We start from the raw sequence: 20,209 nt of genomic DNA, 5'->3' as shown, positions 1-20,209 counted from the left end.
CACCCAGACAGATATAAGGCATTTTTCGATGGCGCATTCCGAGCATCACCACCACGCGGCCGATGGCAGCTGCTGTGCGGCAAAGGCTGCTGAGCCGGCCGCCGAAGCCGTGGTGCGCGATCCGGTCTGCGGCATGAGCGTCGATCCGGCCGCGGGCAAGCCGACGGCCGAGCATGGCGGCCGTCTCTTTCACTTCTGCAGCGAGGGTTGCCGTACGAAATTCGTCGCCGGGCCCGAAAAATACCTGACCGCCACCGACCCCGTCTGTGGCATGAGTGTCGACCGCGCTACCGCCAGGCATTTTTTCCGCCACGAAGGCCAGGGTTTCTATTTCTGCTCGGCCGGCTGCCAGGCGAAGTTCGAGGCCGAGCCACAAAACTATCTCGGCGACAGGCCGGCGGCGTCGCCGGTGCCGAAAGGCACGCAATACACCTGCCCGATGCATCCCGAAGTGATAAGAGACAAGCCCGGCTCCTGCCCGATCTGCGGCATGGCGCTTGAGCCGATGGGCGTTCCCACTGGCGATGAGGGGCCGAACCCCGAACTGGTAGACTTCACCAGACGGTTCTGGGTCAGCGCGGTGCTGTCCCTCCCGCTGCTGATCGTTGCCATGGCGCCGATGCTCGGCCTGACGTTCCAGGTGTTTGTCGACGAGCGAACGATGGTCTGGCTGGAATTCGCGCTGGCCAGCCCGGTGGTGCTGTGGGCGGCCTTCCCCTTCTTCCACCGCGGCTGGGATTCGCTGGTCAACCGCAGCCCCAACATGTGGACGCTGATTTCGCTGGGTGTGGGTGCGGCCTACCTCTACAGCGTCGTCGCCGCACTGTTTCCGGACATCTTTCCGCATCAGTTCCGTGGCCATGGCGGCACCGTCCCGGTCTATTTCGAGGCAGCTTCCGTCATCGTCGCGCTGGTATTCCTCGGTCAGGTGCTCGAATTGCGGGCGCGCGAAAAGACCGGCTCGGCCATCCGTGCGCTGCTCGACCTGGCGCCGAAGACGGCACGGCTGATCGGGGAGGACGGCTCCGACACCGACGTGCCGCTGGATGCGGTCAAGACCGGCGACCACCTGCGCCTCCGTCCGGGCGACGCCGTGCCGGTCGACGGCATCGTAACGGAAGGCCGTTCCTCCATCGACGAATCGATGATCTCGGGCGAGCCGCTGCCGGTCGAAAAAACGAAAGGCGATGCCTTGACCGGCGGCACGCTCAACAAGAACGGTTCGCTGATCATGCGCGCCGAAAAGGTCGGCTCCGAAACGACGCTTTCGCGCATCGTCGAGCTGGTCGCAAAGGCGCAGCGTTCGCGCGCGCCGATTCAAGGTTTAGCCGACCGCGTCTCCTTCTACTTCGTGCCGGCCGTCGTGCTGGTCGCGCTCGCGGCCTTTGCCGCCTGGGCGATCTTCGGTCCCGAACCCAGCTTGATCTTTGCCATCGTCTCGGCGGTCTCGGTGCTGATCATCGCCTGCCCCTGCGCGCTCGGCCTGGCGACGCCGATGTCGATCATGACCGCCACCGGGCGCGGGGCGCACGCGGGCGTGCTGATCAAGGACGCGGCCGCGCTTGAGCGCTTCGCTTCGGTCGGCACGTTGATCGTCGACAAGACCGGCACCTTGACCGAAGGCAAGCCTCGCTTGACCGATGTCGTCGCTGCCGAAGGCCTGTCCGAGAATGAATTGCTGGCGCTCGCCGCCGGCCTGGAAAAAGGCTCGGAGCATCCGCTGGCCGAGGCCATTGTCGGCGGCGCCGGCGAACGCGGGCTGACGCTCGTCGAGGCCGGCGGCTTCGACGCCGTCACCGGCAAGGGCGTATCCGGCACGGTGTCTGGCAGGAAGGTTTCGCTCGGCAACGCCGCCATGATGGCCGACGTCGGCATCGACACCGCTTCCCTGTCGGCCAGGGCCGAGGCGCTGCAGGCAGAAGGCAAGACGGCGATGTTCGTTGCGGTGGACAAAAGACTGGCCGGCATTGTCGCGGTCGCCGATCCGGTCAAGGCAACGACAGCCGAGGCGATCAGGGCGCTGCACGACAGAGGGTTGCGGATCATCATGGCGACCGGCGACAATGAACGCACGGCGCGCGCCATCGCCAAAAGCCTTGGCATTGACGAGGTGCGCGCCGGCCTGCTGCCGGAACAAAAGGCCGCCCTTGTCGAGGAGTTGCGTGCGAAAGGTGCGGGCGTCGCCATGGCCGGCGACGGCGTCAACGATGCGCCGGCCTTGGCCAGCGCCGATGTCGGCATCGCCATGGGCACCGGCGCCGATGTCGCTGTCGAGAGCGCCGGCATTACGCTGGTCAAGGGCGATCTCAACGGCATCGTCAGGGCGCGAACGCTCGCCCAGGGGACTATCCGCAACATCCGCCAGAATCTGTTTTTCGCCTTCCTCTACAATGTGCTTGGCGTGCCGGTTGCTGCCGGCGTGCTCTATCCGCTCACCGGCACGCTTTTGTCGCCGATGCTGGCGGCGGCGGCCATGAGCCTGTCTTCGGTTTCGGTCATCGCCAACGCATTGCGGCTGCGGACGTTGAAACTCTGAGCAAAGCCCCCAGATACGAATTTCAATCAACAGGAGATCATGGATGACCTTGGCTAAGAAAATCGTGCTTTTGATGATGGCGGCGGGAATGCTGCTTGCCGTTTTCCTCGAAAGCGTCCCGGCGCAATCCGAAGAGATGAAACACGACATGGGCGCGATGGGGGCGCAAGGTCCTTCGACCGACGGCTACAAGGCGGCGATGGACAAGATGCACACCGACATGATGATCGAATATTCCGGCAATGCCGATGTCGATTTCGTGCGCGGCATGATCCCGCATCATCGGGGCGCGATCGACATGGCCAAGGTGGAACTCGCCAATGGCAAGGATCCCGAAATCCGCAAGCTGGCCGAAGATGTCATCGCCGCGCAGGAAGCCGAGATCGCCAAGATGCAGGCCTGGCTCGCCGCCCATCCGGCGAAGTAAGGCAGCAACGGCCATGCCGGAGAGATCCATTCTGGATTTCTCTCCGTGGTTGTGATGCCATTCACATCGATTACACGGCGCCAGGAGCCCACATGCCATCGACGATAAGAGCCACCACGCTGCCTTCGGGCGAGGCCGTCCAGGTGCTGGGACAGGGCACATGGAAGATGGGCGAAGATTCCCGCCGCCGCGCCGGGGAGGTCAATGCCCTGAAGCTCGGGCTGGACCTCGGCATGACGTTGATCGACACCGCTGAAATGTATGCCAGCGGCGGCGCCGAGGAGGTGGTGGCGGAAGCCATTGCCGGGCGCCGCGACGAACTCTTTCTTGTCTCCAAGGTATTGCCGTCCAATGCCTCGCGCACCGGCGTGGCGCGGGCCTGCGAAAACAGCTTGAAGCGCCTGCGCACCGACCGCATCGATCTCTATCTCCTGCATTGGCCGGGCAGTGTGCCTCTAGGCGAAACGGTCGACGCTTTCGAGGCGTTGAAGAAGGCCGGCAAGATCCGTCACTGGGGCGTCAGCAATTTCGACACCGACGAAATGGAGGAACTGACCGGTCTGTCGTCTGGCGATCATGTCCAGACCAACCAGGTACTCTACAATCTGTCGCGGCGCGGCCCCGAATTCGATCTCGTACCGTGGAGCCGGCAGCGCGGCATCCCGCTGATGGCCTATTCGCCGGTCGAGCAGGGCGCGCTGGCGCGCAATTCCAGGCTGGAAACCATCGCCGCCCGCCACAACGCCACGGCAGCACAGATCGCGCTTGCCTGGGTGATGGCGCAGCCCGGTGTCATCGCCATCCCGAAGGCGAGTAGCCAGGAGCATGTCCGCCAGAATTTTGCCGCGCTCGACATCGAGCTGACGGCCGAAGACCTCGCCGAACTCGACCGCGCCTTTCCACCGCCGACGCGCAAGCGCGGGCTGGAGATGATCTAGATTGGAACGGGTTTCGACCGGGTATCATCATACGGCGTATAGAGTCGGAGCCATGACGGTCACGTCGCTGCGCGACGGTTACGTCGACATGCCAATCAGGCGGCTGCGCCAGCCCGGAGACCGGACATTCGGTGACAACCTGCCCTCGCATGTACCGCTCGTCGACGGTGCGCTCAGGCTGTCGGTCAACGCCTTCGCCATCGATGACGGCGACGACATCACGCTGATCGACACAGGGGCTTCGAACGCCTGGCACCCGACAATGGGGCACCTGCCCGAGGCGCTGCGCGAGGCGAAGATCGCCACCGACCGGATTCGGACTGTTGCTTTCACCCACACCCATCTCGACCATATACACGGGCTCATCCTTGCCGATGGTGGCGACGGCTTCCCGCAGCTCTCTCGCCTGCTTGTCCCGCGCGCTGAGCTTGGCATGTTTCGCGACGTGGCGAGGCTGGAACGCTTCCACGATCGCGCCCAGCCTCTCGATGCTGGACAGCGCGTCAGCTCTGACATCGATACGATCGGCTCCGCTGGCCATGAAGCCGGCCACACTTGCTTTCGCGTTGTGAGCGCAGGCGAAACACTGTTGATCTGGGGCGACATCGTACATGTGCCGTCGCTTCAATTCGATCGACCCGAGATCACGTGGGAATTCGACGCAGACCAGCAGCAGGCGAGGGCAAGCCGGTTGCAAATGCTGGCGCTTGCGGCCAACAACGACTGCTACGTTGCCGGCGCGCATCTTGATTCGCCCGGCGTCGGCCGGGTTTTTCGAACCGAGACGGCTTTCCGCTTCGAGCCCTTGTAGCACTCTAGCCGAGCGCCGCCCGCGCCCGTCGCAACGCGCGCGAAAACACTGCGGTGTCGTCGAAGGCGCGCGCCAGCGTGAGCGCGCCCTGGATGGCGCCGACCGTTTCTTCGGCGAGTTCGTCCGCCCTGGCAGCGCTGTGCCCGCTTCGGGTCAGCGCTTCGGCAAGATGCGCCACCCAGCGGCCGAAATAGCTTTTGATCGCAATGGCGAAGAGGTCGCGGGATTCGTCCAGCGCGAAGGCGCCGATCAGGCACACTCGGCGTCCCGAGCGGAAATAGCTGTCGGTCGCTTCGAACATCCGATCGATGCCCGTGCGAGGGTAGGCCCTGTCCTGCAACGGCACGAAGACATTCTCCTCGAACCAGCCATCTATATGGGCAATGACAGCCGCCGCCATCTCTTCCTTGCCGCCGGGGAAGAAGTGGTAAAGGCTGCCTTTGCCTAGGCCGGTCGCCGCACCGATCCGCGCCAGGCTCGCCCCTTCATAGCCGTGTTCGCGGAAAACCTCGCCGATGATGGAGAGCAAATCGGCGCGATCGGGCGCGATCCTACGCATGCGCTAGTTTTTCCGCTTGAGCATGATCTTTGCCGAAAACCGCGACACAGTTCTAGGGATCACACTCTAAAGTCCGAGTTCGGTCAGGCCGGGATGGTCGTCCGGCCGGCGGCCGAGCGGCCAGTGATATTTGCGCTCACCCTCAGCGATCGGCAGGTCGTTGATGCTGGCGACGCGCCTACGCATCAGTCCATCCGCGTCAAATTCCCAATTCTCATTGCCGTAGGAGCGGAACCAGTGGCCACTGTCGTCGCGCCATTCATAGGCAAAGCGCACCGCGATGCGGTTGTCGTTCCAGGTCCAGACCTCCTTGATCAGCCGGTAGTCCAGCTCGCGCGCCCATTTGCGCGTGAGGAAGGAGACGATCTCATTTCTGCCCGAGACGAACTCGGCGCGGTTGCGCCAGGTGCTGTCTTGCGTATAGGCGAGCGAAACCCGTTCGGGATCGCGGCTGTTCCAGGCGTCTTCGGCCATGCGCGCCTTCTGCGCGGCGGTCTCGGCGGTGAAGGGCGGCAGCGGCGGACGGCTCATGTCATTCTCCCATCGGCAAAGGCGATGGCGAGCGTTGTACCAAACGGTACAATTGGTCAAGGCTGAAATCGGACTAGGTTTTCCCCGCCAGCCCCTTCAGCCGGTAGAGCGCTTCCAGCGCCTCGCGCGGCGTCATCTCGTCTGGATTGATCTCACCCAGCGCTGCGCCCAATGCGTCGCTCTTCGCAGGCTTTGCCGCTTCCCGCTTCATTGCCACCGAAAACAGCGGCAGATCGTCGACCAGTCGGTTGGCCTTGCCGGAGACATCGCCTTCCTCGAGTTGATGCAGCACCTCTTTGGCGCGGCCGACCACCGCTTCGGGCAGACCGGCAAGGCGAGCGACCTGAACGCCATAGGAGCGATCGGCGGCACCCTTGCCGACCTCGTGCAGGAAGACCACGTCGCCTTCCCACTCCTTGACCCGCATCGTGACATTGTGCAGTCGCGGCAGCTTGCCGGAGAGTGCCGTCATTTCGTGGAAATGAGTGGCGAAGATCGCCCGGCAGCGGTTCTTCTCGTGCAGATACTCGACTGCCGCCCAGGCGATCGACAGGCCATCGAACGTGGCGGTGCCGCGACCGATCTCGTCCAGGATCACCAGCGCCCGTTCGCCGGCCTGGTTGAGGATCGCCGCCGTCTCTACCATCTCGACCATGAAGGTCGAACGGCCGCGCGCCAGATCGTCCGAGGCGCCGACCCGCGAGAACAGCCGGTCGACAACGCCGATATGGGCCGACGTCGCCGGCACGAAGGAACCGGTTTGGGCGAGGATGGCGATCAGTGCGTTTTGCCGCAGGAAGGTCGACTTACCGCCCATATTCGGACCGGTGAGCAGCCAGATCGCGCCGGCCTTGGCCCCGTCTTGCGGCGACAGATCGCAATCATTGGCGACGAACGGCCCTTCGCCCGAACGCCGCAGCGCCTGTTCCACCACAGGATGGCGCCCGCCCGAAATGTCGAAGGCAAGGCTGGAATCGACCAGCGGCCGGCACCAGGCTTCGCTCTCCGACAACAGCGCGAGCGCCGCCGACACGTCGAGCACGGCGAGCGCATCGGCGCCGGCGCGGATCTTCTGCGCCTCGCCGACCGCCTCAACCGTCAGCGTATCGAAAGCGGCAAGCTCGATGCTCAGCGCCCGGTCGGCGGCATTGGCGATCTTGGTCTCGAGTTCGGCAAGTTCGGTCGTGGTGAAACGCATGGCATTGGCCATGGTCTGGCGGTGGATGAAGCGCGCCTTGGCGCCGTCGCTTCCGGTCATGATCGAATGGTGGTTGGCGGTCACCTCGATGTAGTAACCCAGCACATTGTTGTGCCGGATTTTCAGCGAGCGGATGCCGGTCTCCTCGATCAGCGAGCGCTCCAGTCCGGCGATCACCTTGCGCGATTCGTCGCGCAGCGCCCGCATTTCGTCGAGTTCGGCATGGTAGCCGCCACGCACGAAGCCGCCGTCGCGCCTCAGCAGCGGCAGTTCCTCGCCAAGAGCCTGGGCCAGATGCTTGGCCAGCGCACGCGGCAGCGCCTTTATCGCGGCAAGTGCTTCCGTCAATTCATGGGGCAGCGCTGTTGCGGCGAAGATTTCGGCAATGGCGCCCGCCGCTTCAAAGCCGGCACGCAGCGCGCCGAGGTCGCGCGGGCCGCCGCGGTTGAGCGCCAACCGCGACAGCGCTCGCGGCATGTCGGCGACGCTCTTCAGGCTTGACCGCACCGCCTGGCAGAGCCGCGTCTCGGCGCGGAAGAACGATACCGAATCAAGCCGGGCAGCAATCGCCGCCGGATCGGTCAGCGGCGCCATCAGCCGGTCGGCGAGCAGCCTGGCGCCGCCGCCGGTGACCGTGCGGTCTATAGCCTTGAACAGCGAGCCGTCGCGGCTGCCCGACAGCGTGCGCAACAGTTCCAGATTGCCGCGTGTCGCAGGATCGATGAACAGCGTCGAGCCCTGCTCCTCGCGTTCGGGACGCGACAAAGGCGGCCGCTCGGCCTTCTGCGTCTTTTCGACATAGGCGATGGCGCCCGAGATCGCCGACAATTCGGCGCGCGAGAAGGCACCGAAACTGTCAGGCGACGCCACTTCGAAGAAGCGCGCGATCCGCCCCGCTGCCGAAGCCGAATCGAAAAGCGACGGCGGCTGCGGGCTGGCGACGCGGCCGATGACGTCGAACACCGGCTTCAGCTCGGGATCGTAAAACACCGGCTCGGCGACGATCAGCTCGCGCGGGTCGACGCGGAAGACATCGGCCAGCAGGCGGTCGGCCGTGGTTTCGGCGACGCGGAAGACGCCTGTCGAGATCTCGATCCAGGCCAGGGCGAAGGCGTCACCGCTGTTGCCGCCCTTCACCCGCCCTAGCGCCATCAGGAAGCTCGATTCCGACGGCGCCAGCAATTTGTCCTCGGTGATGGTGCCGGGCGTCACCAGCCGCACCACGTCACGGCGTACGACCGATTTGCCGCCGCGCTTCCTGGCTTCCGCCGGGTCCTCGACCTGCTCGCAGACGGCGACGCGGAAACCCTGGCCGATCAGCTTCTGCAGATAGTCGTCGGCCGCATGCACCGGCACGCCGCACATCGGAATGTCATGGCCCTGGTGCTTGCCGCGCTTGGTCAGGACGATGCCCAGCGCGCGGCTCGCCTTCTCGGCATCGTCGAAGAACAGCTCGTAAAAATCGCCCATGCGGTAGAACAGCAGCGAGTCTGGGTTCGCCGCCTTGATCTCGATATATTGCTCCATCATCGGCGTGACGCTGCCGACGGGCGCAGGCGGTGTCACCTCGGGGGCGTCGGTTTCTGCTGAAGTGTGCATGTTCATGCCCGCACGCTAGCAGATGTGGGTGCGGGGTTTAATGCCGGCGGCCCGAAAAGCAGGGGACGACCGGCCTCGACGGCGGCTTGTGCTCCCTCTACGCCGGGTGAAGCCGTTGGTTGCTTCGGGCGCCAACCAGACCCTATGATCGCCATGGCGGGGATAAGCGGCATGGATCAGGACAAACAGGAGGCGTTCGAAGAGCTGGTCGGTCCGGCTGGATCGGCGCTTGAGCGCCTGCTGCTGTTGGCGGCGCGGCGCGTCCACCGCACCAAAAGCAAGCTTAGGGGGACAGTGCGCAAGCGCGTCCCCTTCCTCCTGCCGACACGGGGACCGCTGTCCGATCTCGATAGCGGCATCGAGATGTCGCTGCATGTGCTCAGCCGCGACCCGCTGGTGCTCTATGTCCCGATTGGCGGAGCCCGTCCGCTCTATCCGCTGGCGGCCCTTGGCCGGCGCCTGGCGGGACGGCGCGTCACCTTCCTGACGATGCAGACCTGGACCATGGAGCGGCCGGCTGTCATCGCCCGGATGGGCCGCGATCTCGCCTGGTATGCCGGCCGGTTTCCGCTGCACGAAATCATCTTCCTGTGCAACACCGAGGAAGAGCGCCGTCTCGTCGCGGCTGCGGGCGGCAATGCCATCTTCTCCAACCACAATCTGATGGTGTCGGAGGATATATTCCGGCCGCTGCCGGACGTGCCGGTCGAATTCGACGCGGTCTACAATGGCCGCATCTCGCCGATCAAACGCCATCACCTGGCCTTCGACATAGAGCGGCTGGCCCACATCACCTATTCGATCGGCGAATTGCCGCCGGTTGCCGCCCGCGCCTTTGTTCGGCGACTGCAGGCGCGTTCGCCGCTCCACCAGATCGCCAATCCGCTCGTCGACGGCTGGCCGGGCAAGCTGACGGCGCAACAGGTCAACCACGTCTACAACCAGGCCGCCGTCGGGCTGTGCCTGTCGGCCGTGGAAGGAGCGATGTACTCCTCGATGGAATATCTGATGGCCGGCCTGCCGATCGTCAGTACGCCGAGCCTTGGCGGTCGCGACGTCTATTTCGATCCGGATTATTGCATCGTCGCCGATCCGGAACCGGCTGCCATTCGCCGCGCCGTCGAGACGCTGCGAGATCGTGCCATACCGCGTCAGCACATCCGCCGCCGCACGCTGGAGAAGGTTCACGCCCAGCGCATCGAACTCATGGCGTTCCTGACTGCATTGCTGCGGCGCAAGGGAAGCCGTGCGCCACCCATCGAGACGTGGCCTTTCCCCGGCACAGACGGCATGATGCGACGGGGAACGGTGCGCGAAATCGCTGCCTTCGTCAGCGAGCCAGAGCCGACGTGACGCCGTTCGACCTCGGGAGATTTCGCTGCGGGCGTGAAGATCGCTTGGCGATTTACAGCGGTGGCGTGTAGCCTTGATCCAGAAGTTTCAAAAACACGCACCCGTCTCAAGGGGGCGACACCGGCGAGGAATTCAAAAGCATCATGGCCAAGAAAACCGAAAATAGCGGCCCCTCCGTCAGCGCCGAGGAGGCGCTGGAATTCCACGCCATGGGCCGCCCCGGCAAGCTGGAGATCGTCGCCACCAAGCCGATGGCGACGCAGCGCGATCTGAGCCTCGCCTATTCGCCGGGTGTCGCGGTTCCTGTGCTGGCCATCGCCGAAGACCCCAGCCGCGCCTTCGACTACACGACGCGCGGCAACATGGTCGCCGTCATCTCCAACGGCACCGCCATTCTCGGCCTCGGCAATCTCGGCGCGTTGGCCTCCAAGCCGGTGATGGAAGGCAAGGCGGTGCTGTTCAAGCGCTTCGCCGATGTCGATTCCATCGATCTCGAGGTCGACACCGAGGATGCCGACGAATTCATCAATTGCGTGCGCTTTCTCGGCCCGTCCTTCGGCGGCATCAACCTGGAAGACATCAAGGCGCCGGAATGCTTCATCATCGAGCAGCGCCTGCGTGAATTGATGGACATCCCGGTCTTCCATGACGACCAGCACGGCACCGCCATCATCTCGGCCGCCGGGCTGATCAACGCGCTGGAGATCACCGGCCGCGACATGAAGACCACGAAAATGGTCTGCAACGGCGCCGGCGCCGCCGGCATCGCCTGCATCGAACTGATGAAGGCGATGGGTTTCGCCCCGGAAAACATCATCTTGTGCGACACCAAGGGTGTCGTCTACCAGGGCCGCACCGAAGGCATGAACCAGTGGAAGTCGGCGCATGCGGTCAAGACCGCCACGCGCAGCCTGGCCGAGGCGCTGGATGGCGCCGACGTCTTCCTCGGCCTGTCGGCCAAGGGCGCATTGACCACCGAGATGGTGCAGTCGATGGCCAAGAACCCGATCATCTTCGCCATGGCCAATCCCGACCCGGAGATCACGCCGGAGGAAGTGGCCGAAATCCGCACCGACGCCATCATGGCCACCGGGCGTTCCGACTACCCCAACCAGGTCAACAATGTGCTGGGCTTCCCCTACATCTTCCGCGGTGCGCTGGATGTCAGGGCCACCACCATCAATGACGACATGAAGATCGCCGCAGCGAGAGCGCTGGCCGACCTGGCGCGCAAGGACGTGCCCGACGATGTCGCCGCCGCCTATCAGGGCAACCGGCCGAAATTCGGCCCCAACTACATCATCCCGGTGCCGTTCGATCCGCGCCTGATCTCGGCCATCCCGCTCGCTGTGGCCAAGGCGGCGATGGAGTCGGGCGTCGCCCGCAAGCCGATCCTCGACCTCGACCGCTACGCGCAGGAGCTGTCGGCCCGCCGCGACCCGATCGCCTCGACCTTGCAGCGCATCTACGATCGCGTCCGCCGCCAGCCCAAGCGCATCGTCTTTGCCGAGGGCGAGGAAGAACAGGTGATGCGCGCCGCCGTCTCCTATGTGAACCAGAAGCTCGGCACCGCGATCCTGCTCGGCCGCGACGATGTCATCAAGGAAAACGCCAGGCACGCCGGCATCGACCTCAACAAGCAAGGCATCGAGATCATCAATGCCAGGCTGTCGCGCCGAAACGGCATCTATACCGATTATCTCTACGAGCGCATGCAGCGCAAAGGCTTCCTGTTCCGCGACTGCCAGCGGCTGATCAACAACGACCGCAACCATTTCGCTGCCTGCATGGTGGCGCTGGGCGATGCCGACGGCATCGTCACCGGCGTCACCCGCAACTATTCCACGGCGCTTGACGATATCCGCCGCGTCATCGACGCCAAGCCCGGACACCGCGTCATCGGCGTCTCCATCGTGCTCGCGCGGGGCAAAACAGTCCTCGTCGCTGATACCGCCGTGCACGACATGCCCAATGCCGAACAGATCGCCGACATCGCCGAAGAGGCGGCGGGATTTGCCCGCCGCATGGGCTACGAGCCGAGGCTCGCCATGCTTGCCTATTCGACCTTCGGCCACCCGCAGGGCGAACGCTCCGAGCGGGTGCAGGAAGCGGTGCGTATCCTCGACAAGCGCCGCGTCGATTTCGAATATGACGGCGAGATGGCCGCCGACGTTGCGTTGAACGCCCGTGCCATGGCGCAGTATCCGTTCATCCGGCTGACCGGCCCGGCCAACGTGCTGATCATGCCGGCGTTCCACTCGGCCTCGATCTCGACCAAGATGCTGCAGGAACTCGGCGGCTCCACCGTCATCGGCCCGCTGCTGGTCGGCTTGAACAAACCGGTCCAGATCGTCTCGCTCAACGCCAAGGATTCGGACATCGTCAACATGGCTGCGATCGCGGCCTATAGCGCGGGAGCCTGATTGGCGGCAAAATCGCCAACGCATAAGAGATTGATAATATTCGGCTGCTATAGGGAACGTTCTCGCCCCCTATGGCCTTATGGCATTGGCGGCGCGCTCAGACCGCCAAAACGGGGGTGCGGCCATGAAGCATGACACGGCATCTGTGGTCGGCCAGGGGGTCTATCACGACGAGCGCCTGGATGCGCTGCTGAGCATCACCGGCCGCATGGACGGTTATCTCTACCGTTGCCGCAACGATGCGTCCTACACCATGCTCTACATCAGCGACGGCATTTTAACCGTCAGCGGTTATCGGCCGAGCGACTTCATTCAAAATGCCGTGCGCGACTATGTCTCGGCGATCCACCCGGATGATCTCGCTGCGGTCTATGCCGCCGTCGATACCGCGCTCGAGGCGCGCTGCAACTGGAACGTCGACTACCGCATCGTGCCACAGGTCGGCGAGCCGCTCTGGGTGCGCGAGATCGGAGGCGGGGTCTGGGATGGTGCCGGCGAACTCGAATTCCTGGAAGGTTTCGTCGTCGACATCAGCGACCGCAAGGTCGTCGAGGATCTCAACGCCGAGCTGCTGCTCGAACTCAAGGCCGCCAATGAGGAACTCTCCGTACAAAAGCGCGAGATCGAGCTGGCCAAGCAGCACAGCGACCACTCGGCCAACCACGATGCATTGACCGGCCTGCCCAACCGGCGCGCCTTTCACAACGAGCTGAGGTCGGTGATCGACCGCTGCGACAGCACCGGCCAGGCGGCCGGCCTGCTGTTCATCGACCTCGATAGGTTCAAGAAGGTCAACGACACGCTCGGCCACGAGGCCGGCGACGCGCTGCTGCATGAGGTGGCGGGTCAGCTTCGCACCGTCCTGCGCAGCGCTGATTTCGTGGCGCGGCTCGGTGGAGACGAGTTCGCATTCCTGTTTTCAGGAGAGGCTAGCCGGGCCCGACAGAAGGCCGTGGGCGTCGCCGAACGTATCCTGGAAAAGCTGCGGATCAAGGTGCCGACGCCGAATGGTGCCATCCATGTTGGTTGCACCGTTGGCGTCGCCATCTACCCGGCGGAAGCGTCCGATTCGGAGGCGCTGATAACGCTCGCCGACCGACTGATGTACATCGGCAAAAAGAGCGGCCGCAACCGGCTGGTCACCGCCGGGGCTTTGGAACCCGGGCCTACGTCCGACGACCTTCGCCGCACCGCCTGAGCGGAGCGCCGGACAGCCTGAACCGGCGGGCACCCCTCATCTGGCTCGGCGCTGCGCGCCGAAAGACGGCCCTACAGCAACCCCGCCAATTGGGCCGCGCTGCGCAGGTTCTGCCGCGGCCGTGGCCCGAGCTGCTGGATGACCAGCCCGGCGGCCAGCGAGCCAAGATCGCCGCAATCCTGCAGGCTGCGCCCCGAGGTGTAGCCGTAGAGGAAACCGGCGGCGTAGAGGTCGCCGGCGCCGGTGGTGTCGACCAGCTCGCGGATCGTCGTCGCCTGGATGGTGACAGTCTCGTCGCCGCGCACGATCACCGAGCCTTTTTCGGAGCGGGTGACGGCGGCAATTCTGCAGTCCTTGCGGATCGCCGCCAGCGCCTCGTCGAAGGATTTGGTCTGGTAGAGCGACTTGATCTCGTGGCTGTTGGCAAAGACGATGTCGACAGTGCCCGAGCGCATCAGCTCAAGGAACTCGTCCCGGTAGCGGTCGACGCAGAACGAATCCGACAACGTCATCGACACTTCGCGCCCGGCCTCGTGTGCGAGCTTCGCCGTCTGCCGGATCGCCTCCTTGGCGCGCGGCGGATCCCACAGATAGCCCTCGAAATAGGTGACCTTGGCGCCGGACGCCTTGTCGGCCTCGACGTCTTCCGGCCCGAGTTCGACACAGGCGCCGAGATAGGTGTTCATCGAACGCTCGCCGTCGGGGGTGACGAAGATCATCGAGCGGGCCGTCGGCGGCTGTCCTTCGAGCGGCCTGGTGTCGAAGGCAACGCCCTGGGCATGGATGTCATGGGCGTAGATTTCGCCGAGCGGATCGTTCGACACCTTGCCGAAGAAGGCAGCGCGCCCGCCGAAGCTGGCGACGCCCGCCGCCGTATTGCCGGCGCTGCCGCCGGAGGCCTCGATCGCCGGCCCCATGCGGCTGTAGAGCAGCTCGGCGCGCTTGGTGTCGATGAGGTTCATCGCACCCTTGATGATGCCGTTGGTCTCGAGAAAAGCGTCGTCGCACTGGGCGATGATGTCGACAATGGCATTGCCGATGCAAAGCACGTCAAAATCCGGCATCAATGTCTCCGCCTGGGAACCTGCCGGCTTTCTGCCGCGCCCGGGCGGGTCTACAGCATCACCCCGAAAAATGGCAACCGATTTCCATCCTTTGCCGGCCCAAGCCGGCGCGCGCGCCTGGGACGAGGCTCCATCACAGTTCGACCGTGGCCGAAGCATCTGACCGCCGGGTCGCCTACAAGCTTGGCCTCAAATCAAGCCCTGGAAGCACCCTGCATGCAAGCAAAGACCGACATGACCACCGAACTGGCGCTGCTTGGCGTGCTGGCCGCCCTGTGGGGCGCGTCCTATACCTTCATCAAGATCGGTGTCGAGACGATCCCGCCGATAACCTTCATCGCCGCCCGCACCCTGATCGCCGGCGCCATCCTGCTCGCGCTGATCCGCTGGCGCGGCCTTTCCATGCCCAAGGACGGCGCGACCTGGTGGCGGTTCATGGTCCAGGCCTGTCTCAACAGCGTCGTGCCATTCACGCTGATCGCCGCCGCCGAGCGCTCCATCGACGCCGGCCTCGCCACCATTCTCAACGCGACGTCGCCGATCTTCACCTTCCTGCTGACCGCGCTCATCACCCGCCACGAATCCGTGACCGCACGCAAGCTGTTCGGTGTCGGTGCCGGCATTGCCGGCATTTGCCTGATCGTCGGCACCCAGGCGCTTGGCGGGCTCGGCCATCAATTGTGGGCGCAACTTGCCGTCATTGCCGCCACGGTCTGCTATGCCGGCGCCGCCATCTTTGGCCGCGGCTTTAGGGGACTCGACCCGATGCTGCCGGCCGCCGGCTCGATGCTGTGCGGCGCGGTCATCCTCGTCCCCTTGAGCCTGGCCTTCGACCGCCCGTGGACGCTGTCGCCTTCAATGGCGTCGATACTGGCCTTGTTCGCATTGTCGGTGTTCTCCACGGCGCTGGCCTTCTGCATCTTTTTCCGCCTCATCCACACGCTTGGTTCGGTCGGCACGACGTCGCAGGCCTATCTGCGCGTGCCGATCGGCGTCGGCATCGGCGTCGTGTTCCTCGGCGAGAGCCTTGGGCCGACAGCTTTCTGGGGCATGGGCTGCGTCGTCGCCGGCGTTGCGGCAATGACCATCCCAGCCCGCTCCCGGGCGCTGGCGCGCTAGATCGTGATGAGATTTGGTTGAAATCTCATCATGATCTAACCCTTTGTTGGAGCATGATCTTTTCCAAAAACCGGTACCCACTTTTTGGGATCATGCTCTAGTTCCCGTCCGGAATTGCGCCCGCTCCAGCAGGCTTGTGGCTGACAGGGTCTCAGCCTATGTCGGAGATATCCGTTCGTTCCTGGGGGTGAAACGCCGTGATCTTCAACGCTGCCCGCGCCGCCTTCAGCCGGCTGTTTTCTCCCGAATTCCGCGCGGTTTTCCTGAAGACGCTGGGCTTGACCGTCCTGGCGCTGGTCGCGTTGTGGTTCGTCTTGACCGGGCTTGTCGATTGGCTGGCCCTGCCATGGGTTCACTCCTTGCTGCCCGGCCTGCCGTCCTGGGCCGGATGGCTGAGCGGCATCATCGCTGCCATCGCGCTTGCCTTCGGGATGGCGCTGCTGATCGCGCCGGTGACGGCAATCGTGGCGGGCCTGTTTCTCGACGACATCGCCGAAGTGGTCGAGCGCACCGACTATCCGGCCGATCCCGTCGGACGCGCCATGCCGGCGCTGCGCTCGCTCGTGTTGTCGGTGAAATTCTTCGGCGTTGTCATCCTGGGCAACATCGTCGCCCTGCTGCTTCTGTTGGTTCCGGGCGTCAACATCGCCGCCTTCTTCATCGTCAACGGCTATCTGCTGGGACGTGAATTCTTCGAATTCGCCGCCATGCGCTTCCGCCCGGAAGACGAGGCGAGGGCGTTGCGCCGGAAACATGCCGGCACCGTGTTTCTGGCCGGGCTGCTCATTGCCGCCTTTCTCGCCGTGCCCCTGCTCAACCTGCTGACGCCGCTCTTTGCCGCCGCCATGATGGTGCATCTGCACAAGGCGGTCGGCGCGCGGGAGAGCGCCGGGCGATAGGCCTATCAACGCAGAAGAAAACCGCGTCCCAATTCGTCATCCGGCTCGACGGTGAATTCCGCCCGGCCCGAATAGTAGGCGCGGCCGCCGACGCGGGCGATGATCGCATCATGCGGGCCGGCCATGGTCGTGCGCGCCACCGCTCCGGAAAAGCGCGAGCCGGCGATGCTTTCGAAGGACCGCTCCTGACCAGGGTTGATCTCACCCTTGGCATGCATTGCCGCCAGCCGCGCGGTGACGCCGGAGCCGGTCGGCGAGCGGTCGACCTCGGCATCGGCAAAGACGCAGATGTTTTTTGTTGCCTCGCCGGAGAACGCATCGTGTCCATCGGTGAGGATGGTGCCGTAGAGGAAAGCGAGATCGGCATGGTCGGGATGCGATAGAGGGAACGCCGCCTTCAGCCGTTCGGTCAGCGCGGTTGCCGCGTCGACGAAATCGCGCACCCGGCTGCGGCCGAACTCCAGGCCGAATTGATGGCAGTCGGCCAGCGCGTAGAAGGCGCCGCCATAGGCGATGTCGAACGCAATCTTGCCGTATCCCCCCAATTCGATTTGTTGGTCATGGGCAAACAGAAAGGCCGGCACGCTTTCGAACGACACCGATCCCGCTTTGCCGTCCCTGACCTCGACCGAGGCGACGACCATGCCGCACGGCGCCTCGATGTTGACGGTGGTGATTGGCTCCTGCTTGACCACCAGCCCTTCGTCGACGGCGTAGCGGCCAAGCGCAATGATGGCGTGGCCGCACATCGTCGAATAGCCCTCGTTGTGCATAAACAGCACGGCCAGCTCGGCGCCGGGCAGGTCGGGCTCCACCAGCAGCGCGCCATACATGTCGTAGTGGCCGCGCGGCTCGAAGATCAGCAGCTTGCGCAAATGGTCGAGGTGGTCGCGCACATAGGCGCGCTTTTCCAGGATCGTGCCTTTGGGAATGTCTGGATAGCCGTCGGTGACGATCCTGAGCGGCTCGCCGCCGGTATGCATGTCGACGACGGTGAGCGTCATGCGCCGGGAACCCTTAGCCTGAGGATTTGGAAAACAGCGCCTGCAATTTGCCGAACGGGATGGCGGCCCGGGTGAAGCCGAACGTGCCGTCCTGCTGGATCTCGCGCGCCGCGGTTTCCAGCATGCCGAAGGCGAAATTGGTCAGCCACGGACCGAGCGAGATGCGCTTGACCCCGGCCATGGCAAGGTCGGCGATGGTGAAGGCCGGCAGTGCCATGACGTTGACCGGCCTGCTCACCGCCGAGCAGACGTCCCGGATGGTCTCGACATCTTTGAGGCCGGGCGCATAGAGCACATCGGCGCCGGCCTTTTCGAAGGCCTGCAGCCGCTTGATCGTGTCGTCGAGATCCGGTTTGCCCCAAAGGAAATTCTCGGCCCGTGCGGTGAAGACGAAATCATGCTTGAGCGCCCGTGCGGCCTCAGCAGCAGCTGCAACGCGCTCGACGGCGTGTGAAATCTCATAGATGGGCTTGTCGGGATCGCCGGTATGGTCCTCGATCGAGCAGCCGGCGAGACCTGCCGCTTCGGCCGCAAAAACCGTCTCGGCGGCACTCGTCGCGCTGTCGCCCTTGCCTTTCTCGAGATCGGCCGAGACCGGCAGGCTGGTTGCCGCCGTCAGCTCGCGGCAATGGTGGATCATCGCCTCGAAGGTCACTGCGCCATGGGGCAGGCCACGCGAGAAGGCAAAACCGGCGCTGGTCGTCGCCAGCGCCTTGAAGCCGAAGGAGGCCAGGAGCTTGGTCGTGCCGACATCCCAGGGGTTGGGCATGACGAAGGTCGAGGCGTGCAGGTCGCGAAAGATCTTGCCCTTGTCCATGAGTGCTCCCTTCAGATGCGGAAATGCCGGCGGATTCTATCGTGCAGAAATGCACCGGGCAAACGAATGCGGTTGGCTTAGAAGCGTTTGGCGTTCTCTCCTGCCAGTTTGTCCAGCGCATCGGAATCCTTGACATAGTGCAACGTCTTCTTGTCCCAATGATAGATAACGGAAATTGCGTGGGCTTCAGGCTTGGGCGGCTGGTCGTCGCAGCTCTCGCCGTTGAGCACCGTGGCGTCGGTCACTGTCACTTTGACCGCGGCATAAGGCTGCCCGTCAGCGATCGTCTGGAAAGCAACGTCCTGCTTGCGGCTGTAGGCGCACAGGTTCTCATCGAAGGTGAAGATCATGTCGATCAGTTGGAATTTGTCGTCGCGCACCATGATCAGCGGCGTGATCGCGTAGTTTTGGCTTGAATTGAAATGCGCGCTCATGGTGATCACGATGTCGTCGTTCGGCCCAACGGAAAGCTTGCCCGGTTCACGGAAATAGGTGCCGCGGTCGAGCGCGACATTGACGGCGTCGAGCAGCTTCGGCTTGTCTGTGATGTCGTAGAGCGCCAGCACGGCATAGCCTTCGGCGCTGTCGGGAGAGTCGCCGAGGTCGTAGAGCATCGCCAGCCGGTCCTTACCCCCGGCCTTGATGGCGAGGACGCCGGCGTTGGAGAGACCCGATGTCTCAGGCGGCGAACCGCCGTCATCCGGCCCCTCGATGTGGCGCATCTCGATCGGCAATCCACCCCGGTAGAAACCGTTGCTGTCACCTGCCAGGCCGGGAATGACCATCCTTGCGAGGTCCAGATAGGTCACATCCATGTGGCCGGGGATGGCGCTGCCGAATTCCGGGAAGCTGACGGCTTGCGCGCCGGCTGCGGTCCAAAGCCACGGCAGCAGCACAAGCGCTAGAGCAATTTCAGGAAAAGTGTGTGCGGTTTTCCGGCCGGAAATTGCGACAAAACAAAAAGATAGAGCGGTTCGCCGTTTCCATGAAACGGTGAAACGCTTTAGGATGGAGCGAAGCAGGTTCGTTGGCATGGGTGCCTCAGGCTGGCCGCGCGGAACCTAACACAGCTTCAGTGGATCGGCACCAGCCCGGCAAGTTCGCGCATGTCGTCGAACAGGACGCCGCCAGCGCCGGCCAGGCCATCGCGGTCGGAATAGGGATCGCCATGATAGGAATAGACACGCATGCCCGCGGCAATGCCGGCCTGCGTGCCGGCAACGCTGTCCTCGATGACGATGCAGTCGGCCGGCGCAAAACCCATGGTCTTTGCCGCATGCAGGAACAGGTCCGGGAACGGCTTGCCGCGGCTGACCATGGTCGAAGAGAACATGGCATGCTCGAACAGCGGCAGTAGCCCGGTCTGGCCGAGCGTGATGTGCATCTTCGAGATACGCGCAGAAGTGGCGACGCAATAGGGAATGCCGGCCGCGCGAACCGCCTCGATGAAGTCGCGCACATAGGGGATCGCCTCGACGCCATGCGCAAACAGATCGGGCAGGCCGGCATTCCAGCGATCGACGAAATCGGCGCCGAGCCGCACCGTGGTCGTCTCTTCGATTTCCTTCTGCACCGAAGCCATGCTGCGGCCGGAAAAATATTTGCGGCAATATTCGAATGTGGTGGGATAACCGGCGGCAACAAACCACTCGGCAAGCCGCCGGTTGGCAAGGTTCTCGGTGTCGACCAGGATGCCGTCGCAGTCGAAGATGACCAGTTTCGGTATGCTCATT

General features: G+C 64.1%; 17 protein-coding genes. 9 read left to right on the top strand and 8 right to left on the bottom strand.

All coding sequences use genetic code 11. The features are described 5' to 3' along the window. Nucleotides 1-28: 28 nt before the first annotated feature. The 4 genes from ACYG9Y_RS22305 to ACYG9Y_RS22290 all read left to right on the top strand — a co-directional run bounded on the left by ACYG9Y_RS22305 (nucleotide 29) and on the right by ACYG9Y_RS22290 (nucleotide 4,712). Nucleotides 29-2,536, top strand: coding sequence for a heavy metal translocating P-type ATPase (locus ACYG9Y_RS22305; protein ID WP_023738121.1), 2,508 nt, complete (start codon nucleotides 29-31; stop codon nucleotides 2,534-2,536). Between the two features lie 43 nt (nucleotides 2,537-2,579). Then, nucleotides 2,580-2,963: a CopM family metallochaperone gene (copM, locus tag ACYG9Y_RS22300; protein ID WP_023685134.1), complete on the top strand. Its 384-nt coding sequence runs from the start codon at nucleotides 2,580-2,582 to the stop codon at nucleotides 2,961-2,963. A gap of 92 nt (nucleotides 2,964-3,055) precedes the next feature. Next, nucleotides 3,056-3,901, top strand: coding sequence for an aldo/keto reductase (locus ACYG9Y_RS22295; RefSeq protein ID WP_023738122.1), 846 nt, complete (start codon nucleotides 3,056-3,058; stop codon nucleotides 3,899-3,901). Between the two features lie 52 nt (nucleotides 3,902-3,953). Continuing rightward, a complete protein-coding gene (locus tag ACYG9Y_RS22290) occupies nucleotides 3,954-4,712 on the top strand; it encodes an MBL fold metallo-hydrolase (RefSeq protein WP_245260384.1) in 759 nt (252 codons plus the stop codon). Between the two features lie 4 nt (nucleotides 4,713-4,716). On the opposite strand, the gene ACYG9Y_RS22285 is transcribed toward ACYG9Y_RS22290, so the two are convergent. The 3 genes from ACYG9Y_RS22285 to mutS form a co-directional block, all read right to left on the bottom strand. Continuing rightward, nucleotides 4,717-5,271 carry a TetR/AcrR family transcriptional regulator gene (locus ACYG9Y_RS22285; protein WP_023685131.1) on the bottom strand — a complete coding sequence of 185 codons (555 nt, stop codon included), beginning with the start codon at nucleotides 5,269-5,271 and terminating at the stop codon, nucleotides 4,717-4,719. Between the two features lie 66 nt (nucleotides 5,272-5,337). Continuing rightward, complete coding sequence (locus ACYG9Y_RS22280; protein WP_023715575.1) at nucleotides 5,338-5,802, bottom strand: nuclear transport factor 2 family protein; 465 nt, start codon at nucleotides 5,800-5,802, stop codon at nucleotides 5,338-5,340. A 73-nt stretch (nucleotides 5,803-5,875) separates the two neighbouring features. Continuing rightward, nucleotides 5,876-8,605, bottom strand: coding sequence for a DNA mismatch repair protein MutS (mutS, locus tag ACYG9Y_RS22275; RefSeq protein ID WP_023738124.1), 2,730 nt, complete (start codon nucleotides 8,603-8,605; stop codon nucleotides 5,876-5,878). Between the two features lie 165 nt (nucleotides 8,606-8,770). Here mutS and ACYG9Y_RS22270 point away from each other — a divergent pair, with 165 nt between their 5' ends. From ACYG9Y_RS22270 to ACYG9Y_RS22260, 3 genes are all read left to right on the top strand, one after another. Next, nucleotides 8,771-9,952, top strand: a complete 1,182-nt coding sequence (locus ACYG9Y_RS22270) for a glycosyltransferase family protein (protein WP_031200463.1) — start codon at nucleotides 8,771-8,773, stop codon at nucleotides 9,950-9,952. A gap of 143 nt (nucleotides 9,953-10,095) precedes the next feature. Beyond that, the gene (locus ACYG9Y_RS22265) at nucleotides 10,096-12,375 is read left to right on the top strand and encodes an NADP-dependent malic enzyme (protein WP_023738125.1); all 2,280 of its coding nucleotides are present in this window, start codon (nucleotides 10,096-10,098) and stop codon (nucleotides 12,373-12,375) included. Between the two features lie 124 nt (nucleotides 12,376-12,499). Next, on the top strand, nucleotides 12,500-13,573 hold the full coding sequence (locus tag ACYG9Y_RS22260; protein ID WP_023738126.1) for a GGDEF domain-containing protein: 1,074 nt from the start codon (nucleotides 12,500-12,502) through the stop codon (nucleotides 13,571-13,573). Between the two features lie 71 nt (nucleotides 13,574-13,644). On the opposite strand, the gene ACYG9Y_RS22255 is transcribed toward ACYG9Y_RS22260, so the two are convergent. Then, nucleotides 13,645-14,637 (bottom strand): adenosine kinase, encoded by a 993-nt coding sequence (locus ACYG9Y_RS22255; RefSeq protein ID WP_023738127.1) that lies wholly within the window; start codon nucleotides 14,635-14,637, stop codon nucleotides 13,645-13,647. A 216-nt stretch (nucleotides 14,638-14,853) separates the two neighbouring features. Between ACYG9Y_RS22255 and ACYG9Y_RS22250 the strand changes: the two genes are divergently transcribed. Next, a complete protein-coding gene (locus ACYG9Y_RS22250; protein ID WP_023738128.1) occupies nucleotides 14,854-15,756 on the top strand; it encodes a DMT family transporter in 903 nt (300 codons plus the stop codon). A 197-nt stretch (nucleotides 15,757-15,953) separates the two neighbouring features. After that, nucleotides 15,954-16,655, top strand: a complete 702-nt coding sequence (locus ACYG9Y_RS22245; RefSeq protein ID WP_023738129.1) for a sulfate transporter family protein — start codon at nucleotides 15,954-15,956, stop codon at nucleotides 16,653-16,655. Nucleotides 16,656-16,660: 5 nt separating this feature from the next. On the opposite strand, the gene ACYG9Y_RS22240 is transcribed toward ACYG9Y_RS22245, so the two are convergent. From ACYG9Y_RS22240 to ACYG9Y_RS22225, 4 genes are all read right to left on the bottom strand, one after another. Then, a complete protein-coding gene (locus ACYG9Y_RS22240) occupies nucleotides 16,661-17,659 on the bottom strand; it encodes a proline racemase family protein (protein WP_023692651.1) in 999 nt (332 codons plus the stop codon). 13 nt (nucleotides 17,660-17,672) lie between these two features. Beyond that, the gene (locus ACYG9Y_RS22235; protein ID WP_023738130.1) at nucleotides 17,673-18,476 is read right to left on the bottom strand and encodes an isocitrate lyase/PEP mutase family protein; all 804 of its coding nucleotides are present in this window, start codon (nucleotides 18,474-18,476) and stop codon (nucleotides 17,673-17,675) included. 77 nt (nucleotides 18,477-18,553) lie between these two features. Next, nucleotides 18,554-19,372 carry a hypothetical protein gene (locus ACYG9Y_RS22230; RefSeq protein WP_245260385.1) on the bottom strand — a complete coding sequence of 273 codons (819 nt, stop codon included), beginning with the start codon at nucleotides 19,370-19,372 and terminating at the stop codon, nucleotides 18,554-18,556. Nucleotides 19,373-19,548: 176 nt separating this feature from the next. Then, nucleotides 19,549-20,208, bottom strand: a complete 660-nt coding sequence (locus ACYG9Y_RS22225) for an HAD family hydrolase (RefSeq protein WP_023725825.1) — start codon at nucleotides 20,206-20,208, stop codon at nucleotides 19,549-19,551. Between the last annotated feature and the right edge of the window lies 1 nt (nucleotide 20,209).

The sequence above is a fragment of the Mesorhizobium sp. W050 genome (genome assembly GCF_054719535.1).
The sequence above is the reverse complement of the archived record's forward strand: the minus strand, read 5'-3'. Positions and strand labels throughout refer to the sequence as shown.